Source organism: Tepidimonas sp., assembly GCF_029335975.1.
Classification (GTDB): domain Bacteria; phylum Pseudomonadota; class Gammaproteobacteria; order Burkholderiales; family Burkholderiaceae_C; genus Tepidimonas.
In genome coordinates, this window is the sequence record NZ_JARJMT020000101.1 from 1 (window position 1) to 6,678 (window position 6,678).

Below are 6,678 nucleotides of genomic sequence, written 5' to 3' on the forward strand. Positions count from 1 at the left end.
TCTTTGAAGATAGGAGTAGGACTGTGAGTACGACTAGGCATACGGACACTGTTGAAGTCATCTTGAAAGACCAGCGCCGCAGGCGCTGGTCCCCTGCGGAGAAAGCCGCGCTGGTGCGGCGCACCTACGAGCCGGGCATGAGTGTGTCGCTGGTGGCGCGGCAGGAAGGCGTCGCAGCCAGCTTGCTGTTCCAGTGGAGAAAGCTCGATCGCCAAGGCGCCCTGACGGCCGTCAGGGCCGGGGAAGCAGTGGTTCCGGCCTCGGAACTGGCGGCTGCCCGAGCCGAGATCGCCAAGCTGCAGCGGGTGCTGGGCAAGAAGACCCTGGAGAACGAAATCCTCAAGGAGGCCGTGGAGTACGCCGCCGAAAAAAAGTGGATTGCGCGCTCGCCCTTGTTGCCCGGGGACGACCAATGAAGTCGGTCTGCCGGGCATTGGGCGTGGCGCGCTCTCATGTGCATGAGCGGCACCACCGCAGCGAGGACGGGCGCGATGCTCGCAAGGGGCGAACGCCAGCGAGCGATGCGCAACTGCTGGCGCAGATCCGGGAGCAGATCGCCGATCTGCCCAGCTACGGGTATCGACGTGCCTGCGCTCTGGTCAACCGTCAGCGCAGCGCACAGGGCGAAGAACGGGTCAACCCCAAACGGGCCTACCGCGTGATGGCCCAGGCCGGTCTGTTGCTGCCCAAGGCACCTCGACGGCGCCATGGCAGCCGCAAGCACGAGGGTCGCGTTGCCGTGGGGCGCAGCGAGCTGCGCTGGTGCTCCGATGGGCTGGAGATCAAGTGCGACTCGGGAGAGACGGTGACGGCCACGGTCTCCAAAGATTGCTGCGACCGCGAAGTGATCGCCTGGCGGGCATGGGAGGGCAAAGGGCTGCCCGGTGAGCCGGTGCGCGAGATGTTGATCGAGGCGGTGGAAAAACGCTTTGGCTCGGTAGAGGCGGTGCCCCCTGACCACTGGTTGGAATTCCTCAGCGACAACGGCAGCGCGTACATCGCGGCCGACACCCGAGGGGTGGCCCGCTCACTGGGCCTCAAGCCGATCAACACGCCGGTGTGCAGCCCGCAGAGCAACGGCATGGCCGAGAGCTTCGTCAACACGTTCAAGCGTGATTACGTGGCCCGCATGGACCTGAGCGACGCGGCCACCGTGCTGGCTCAGTTGCCGGCCGCCTTCGAACACTTCAACGAGGTACATCCGCACTCGTCGTTGAAAATGCGTTCACCCAGAGAGTTCCGGCGGCATCAGGCCGCCCAGGCACGCCGCTCAACCGTCAAGGACGCGGCGTTACGTTGCGAATAGGACGGGTCCGGGAATACGGGGGCAAGATCATCGAAGGCATACAGCCAGCCGTCCTGCATAACGTAGCCCGTGGGGACGAAATCTTCGCCACAGCCCACGTGCACGGGGCTCAACGGCGTGACCGCCAGCGCGATGCGTTCGGTTCGAAGGGCGCTGTTCATACCGTGGATTCAGCGTACAAGGGTTGCACGGGCGCGTAGCCCTGGTGGACGGTGGCGGGCAGCGCACCCGAGATCGGTTGTTGCTCGCCCCCCAGCCCGCGGCCGAAAAAGGGCAAGGTCCAATCCCCGTGTGCGGCCCACACCGCACCCGTCGCAGCCAAGAGAATCGGCCGCTTGAAGGGTCCACCGCCGCCGCCGAGTGCCGCACTGCCGCCATGGCGGCCAAAGCGGGTGACGGGCAGCCAGCGGCACAGTTCGGCATGCAGCACTGCGGGGTCGGGCGCGCACGGTGCCAGGGTCATGAAGTAGCGGGAGGCGGGCGGCGCGGTTTTTTCCGTCAGGGAGACGACCTCGAATTTGCCGAGCCCGGTGGAGGCGTCGCGCCCGAAACCGGTGGCACCGACATCGGCCAGCAGCTGCCGGACGTCCTCGGCAGGGATGCGCTGCGGGTCGTAAACGAGGTGAACGTCGACGCACGCGCCCGGGGCGTACCCCTGCAGTGCCAGCTGTCGCGGCGCAAAGAGTCCGCTCCCTGTGGTGCCGGTGAGGCGGTTGATGGTGTTTTGCGTGCGGGTCGTGTCGCGGCTGAGAGAGACGTTTTCAGCCGAGCGCAACCACTGCCGCAACGGCTGTTGTGCACCCGACAGCGGCAACCAGCGTTTGCGGCGTTCTTCCTTGCGATTTTTGGGTTCCAGCGCCGGCTGCATCGAGGCCGTGGTGGGCAGCGTAGGACGCGGCAAATAGCCGGACGGAAAGCCGTCCGACACCACGAGGAACGGCCGGTCGGCGGTATAGCCCTCCAGCGCCGCGCGCAGCGCAGGCTCACCGTGGCGTAGTCGCAAGGCCCAGCAGAGGTGGCCAAACAGGGTGTCGCCCGCCATCGGGGTGCCAAACGCCGTCAGGGGCCGCAGCGTGACGAGCAGCGTTTTCATGCGGCGAAGGGGTCGATTTGGTCAAACTCGGCCTGGATGTCGCGCCCATCGAGCTGCAGGTCGCGGAACTTGACCTTGCCGTAGCCGCGCGAACCGGAGCCCCCCAGGCTGTCGAGCTCCAGCAGCCGCATGCCCTGCAGCACAACCCGCCGCAGGTCTGCCCCGTCGTTGCGGTCGATGTTGAGGACTTTGATGGAGAGGCGAAACTCGAACAGCGCGCCAGCCGGCACACGCTCGGTTTGGCGCGGGTGTTCTGCCACCCCTCTGATGCGGTCGATGCGGTTCTCGGTTTTGACCTCTGTGAGCAGAAGGTTGTCGTCTTTGATACGCCTCACCCACTCGGGCTTGAGTGGCGCATCCCAGAAGGACAGGCGCGTCGGGCCCAGCTCGGCCGCTTGTGCTTCGCTCAACTGATCGCCACCCCCGACGCCGAAGAGCTGCAGGATGTCGCGCACGAGCGGACGGTTGGGGTGCTGTTTCATGTCGGCCACGCCGAGTGGCTCGGGACGCACGGCACCGCTGCGCCACTCGAGCAGGCTGCGGATCTTGCCTTTGAGGCTGGAGCCGGGGATGTAGGGCTTACCTTCGTCGTGTGCGTTACGGATGACTTGGTTGTCGACACCGCCGATGCGGATTTCCCCTTCGCTGGCACCGATGCGCATGCCAGACAGGAGTTCGATGGTGCCGCTCAGGCGCTCGATGCGCAGCAGTTGGAGTTGGCTCATGATGGGGCCCCTTATTTGTTGTTGTACACCTTGTAAAACGCCATGAAGGCCTCGAAGAACAGCTTGCCCAGGCGCAAGCGCTCGGCGCTGGTGCATTGGTCGAGCAGATGCCGCAGGAAGGCCTCAAAGTTTTGATCGACGTGATCGCGCCCTTTGGCATAGGCGACCTTGGCTTTGAGCATCATCACGAACGGCAGGTAGTGCTGGAACCGCTCTTCGGAGTTGCCGACCTTTTCCTGCCACATGACGAACTCGTCGTAGAAGCGGCGTAGCTGCGAGGACTTGTTCTTGGTCGTGCTCGCCCCTGCGGCGACTGCTTGCGCAATCCGTTCCGCAACATCGGAAAAGAGCTGGGGATTGAGCTTGTCGTCGAACCGCAGGTCTTTGAGGTCAACGGTCGGCGCCCGATCCCTTTGCCCATCCGGAGCCCCCCTACGGTCTTGTGAAGGTCGTCCCGCATAGTGCGTTGCGCCGCGGTACTGCATGTTCATGTGGCCTCCTTTCAATGCTCGCGGTGACGGTACAAATGGGTGAAGAGCGGAATGCGGTATGCCCCCCGCAGCCGGGCAATGCCGTCTTCCGCAATCTGTTGCATCAGGGTGTTCTGCCAAGCCCGGCGTGCGGCTTCGTCTTTGACCTCGCGCTGTAGCAGGCGGCGTGTGCGGTAGGCCAGCCGCGCCCGCCAGATCGCGGCCTTGACGTCGCCTTTGTCTTGGGCTTCGGCCATGTCCACAAAGGACAGCAGTCCGTACACGTAGGCGGTGGGCAGTCCCAGTTCGGCCCGCAGTTCGTCGAGCTTGGCAGCCATGTCCTGCAAAAGGGGCCAATCGCGGTTGCCAACCGTCTCGCCAAAGCAGGTGATGGCGTCCTTGCCGTCACGGCGTTTGGACTGGGCCAGGGCTTCCTCGGCGGACTCGGCCAATGTCTGTATGGGTGCGCCGGGTTTGATGTTGACGATGCCCACCGAAAAGTGAATGCCCGGATTGTGGGCGACATATTGCGTAAAGGTCTCGCGCATGCGCTGCACCAAGCGCTGGATGGTCTGCCACGGCCCGAGTAAGAAAAAGTCGTCCCCTCCGGCAAAGACGGTGTAGACGTGGGGAAACTCCCGCGCCAGCATCCACGGCAGGTAAATAGCAAAGTAGGCGTTGACCTGGCGGGACAACGAGGCCCACTTGGCAAAGCTGGGCTGCGCCAGGCCGACACGGAAGATCTCCCCGAGGTCGTCGATATCGCCCTTGAGGGCAGCCAGCGCCACCACGCCCTTCCACTGCCCATCGGCGTCGAGGGCAAGGTCCTCGCATGCCAGCATGTCCAGGGTGCGCAGTTCACCGGGCTTCGGAAAGGCGTCGTCATCCCGACGGTCGTCCCCATCACCTCGGCCGCCACCGTCAAAGCGGTATTTCCCCGCGGGCCATTGCTCATCTGGCCCCACCCGCGGAACGTAGCCGCTGACAAAGCGCCGCGCATATCCCCCAAACAGCGGTTGTGTGCCGCCTTTATCGTCCGCCGCCGGCAGCGAGTAGTCCCAGCAGCGGCGCAGCGCCCCCTGCCCCACCAAGTTGCCGAATTGGCCGGTGACATCCTGCGCCCGCGTGAACGCAAGGCGGTAGCCAAACAGCTCGGTTTCCAGCAAACGTACGTCTGCCGACGCCTGCAAAGCGTCTTGCATCCCGTCGGCCAGCACGAGGAGACGGTCATACCCCTTGACGATGGCCTCGCCAATGGCAATTTGGTCACGCGACAGCGCGCAAGAGGCGATCTCTACCCCGCCGGGCAACGTGTCAGTCCGGTCAGCCGGCAAACGCCCGTTCCAGCCGCAAGGACCATGGGAGTAGTCGGCATCGGAGAAGACCTGGGCACCCTGCTGCGCAAGGTCGAAGCGGCGGTACTTCTCGCGCTCGAGACTGGCGTGCAGCCGTTCCAACATCCGCGTGAAAGGGGTCGGTTCATCTGGGGATTGCGCCTTGCGCAGCAGGTCGCGACAGGCCGCAGGTTCCCACGCCAAGCCAATTCCGGCCAGACCATAGGCTTGTTGCTCGAACCACCGATTGAGTTCGACGCGGATGCGGTTCAGAGCCTCACGTGTGTCGGCCGTGTTGGGGGCCACAATCAAAAACTTGCCCGCTGCGTTGATCACCATGCTGGTGGACGGCAGGCCCAGGGCTTCCAACACGTGCAGCGCCGCCACCTCGGTAAAGAGCGAAACCTGCAGCGACCGCCCCCGAAGGAGCTTGGCGATTTGACGCCGGGTCTGCCCGCCCGCCGCAAAGATGAAATCCTGTATGCCGAAAAAGTCCCCTTGCACGAGCAGCAGCTTGGGCTCGTCGAAATCGCTGCGGTCGCGCAGCCGTTGTGCGGCGCGTTCGTCGGTTTGTTGGTGGGCTTCGTGCCAACGCCACAGGGCGGCCGCAAGGGCGGCCGTGGTGCGCGAATGGTCGTACAGCGACACCTCTGGCCGCACGTTGAACGCCGTGGCGGAAGGGATGGCGTGCGCGGCGGCCAGCCAAAGGCTGTCAAAGTGGTCAAACCACAGCGCCAGTTGGGAACGGTGACTGCGCGGGATGGTTTCAATTGCCTGCGTAAACCAGCGCCACACGTGAGCGTATTGTTCCCGCGCGACCGCATCGGCCGACGGTTCGCACTCTTTTGCCGGCTTGGGAAAAATCGCCTCGGGCGTGAGCGGCTGCAGAGGGTAACGCCATTGCAGCGTCCTCGCGCCGGGTACCGCACTCTGGCCGTTCGGGCGGATTTGCTCGAAGAGCGTCAGCAACCGGGCTTGGTAGTGGTTTTTGCCGGTCTCGGTCTCGTCGCGGGATGCATTGTACTGGTCAAACTCCTCGCGTTCGAAGCCCGAGGCCACCCGATCGGCAGTGGCGATGATCCATTGCAGGAAGGTGGTGGGCCTGTGGTGTGCGGCCGCGGCGTTGACCAGGGAGTCGGTGGGCTCAACTTCAGACAGTGCCGCATCGCCGCGTTTCTGCCGCCCGACAAACGGGTAGCTGTCCGCCAACAGCATGTCGGGCAAATGCCGCTCCAGCAGATCGATGGCCAGCGCGGTGTGAGCGGCGTGTCGATGGCTGAACCATTTCCCGGCAGCGTGATAAGGGGAATAGAGCTGCAAGTTCACTTCCAGCCGCGGATCATCCGCAAACACGCCGGCCCGCTCGGCAAACTTGCCGATGTCATGCAAGTAAGCCGCCAATGCGACACGGGTTGTCGGATCGAGAAGGGGGTGTGCAGCCATGGGTTTGTTCAACTCGCCTGAATATGCTGTCGTCCGTCAAAGTATGCCGCATCGATAGGGTCAACCGCCGCATTGGCAACGTTGCCATTTGGAGTTACCGCCATGATGCGATCGAGCTGCACGACGTGGGCCCCCACGTCCATCCAGTTTTCCGGGTGGCAGCTCAGTAGTCGCCCCTGAAATATTCCTAACCCGTTGATAAAGCGTTCGTTTTTGGCTGTTTTGCGGTACAATTTCTCCCAGCTTTTTGCCACCCTCGACGCGGTTGCTGGGAGTTCTGACCATGGCCGAGTGCATGCACAGCGAG

Annotated in this window: 6 protein-coding genes; 1 reads left to right on the forward strand and 5 read right to left on the reverse strand. The window is 64.0% G+C overall.

The annotated features are described in order from the left end of the window. Positions 1-23 precede the first annotated feature (23 nt). Positions 24-1,306, forward strand: a protein-coding gene (locus P3W97_RS05490) for an IS3 family transposase (protein ID WP_300844565.1) whose coding sequence is annotated in 2 segments (ribosomal slippage) — positions 24-360 and positions 360-1,306 — 1,284 coding nt in all. Because the reading frame shifts where the segments join, the coding sequence is not laid out codon by codon here. Positions 1,307-1,463: 157 nt separating this feature from the next. Here the strand turns inward: P3W97_RS05490 and P3W97_RS05495 are convergent. From P3W97_RS05495 to P3W97_RS05515, 5 genes are all read right to left on the reverse strand, one after another. Further along, positions 1,464-2,399, reverse strand: coding sequence for a hypothetical protein (locus P3W97_RS05495; protein WP_043702713.1), 936 nt, complete (start codon positions 2,397-2,399; stop codon positions 1,464-1,466). After that, a complete protein-coding gene (gene csm3, locus P3W97_RS05500; protein ID WP_043702716.1) occupies positions 2,396-3,124 on the reverse strand; it encodes a type III-A CRISPR-associated RAMP protein Csm3 in 729 nt (242 codons plus the stop codon). The genes P3W97_RS05495 and csm3 overlap by 4 nt, the downstream gene beginning before the upstream one ends. An 11-nt stretch (positions 3,125-3,135) precedes the next feature. Further along, positions 3,136-3,615: a type III-A CRISPR-associated protein Csm2 gene (gene csm2 / locus P3W97_RS05505; RefSeq protein WP_143898309.1), complete on the reverse strand. Its 480-nt coding sequence runs from the start codon at positions 3,613-3,615 to the stop codon at positions 3,136-3,138. Positions 3,616-3,626: 11 nt separating this feature from the next. Then, entirely contained in the window at positions 3,627-6,371 is a 2,745-nt protein-coding gene (cas10, locus tag P3W97_RS05510; RefSeq protein WP_156137268.1) for a type III-A CRISPR-associated protein Cas10/Csm1, read from the reverse strand. Between the two features lie 8 nt (positions 6,372-6,379). After that, the coding region (locus tag P3W97_RS05515) for a hypothetical protein (RefSeq protein ID WP_300844573.1) at positions 6,380-6,678 on the reverse strand (299 nt) is incomplete at its 5' end.

Excerpts from the sequence above, each read along its gene's own strand:
- csm3 (WP_043702716.1), bottom strand. The coding sequence starts at position 3,124 with ATGAGCCAACTCCAACTGCTGCGCATCGAGCGCCTGAGCGGCACCATC.
- cas10 (WP_156137268.1), bottom strand. The coding sequence starts at position 6,371 with ATGGCTGCACACCCCCTTCTCGATCCGACAACCCGTGTCGCATTGGCG.
- P3W97_RS05495 (WP_043702713.1), bottom strand. The coding sequence starts at position 2,399 with ATGAAAACGCTGCTCGTCACGCTGCGGCCCCTGACGGCGTTTGGCACC.
- csm2 (WP_143898309.1), bottom strand. The coding sequence starts at position 3,615 with ATGAACATGCAGTACCGCGGCGCAACGCACTATGCGGGACGACCTTCA.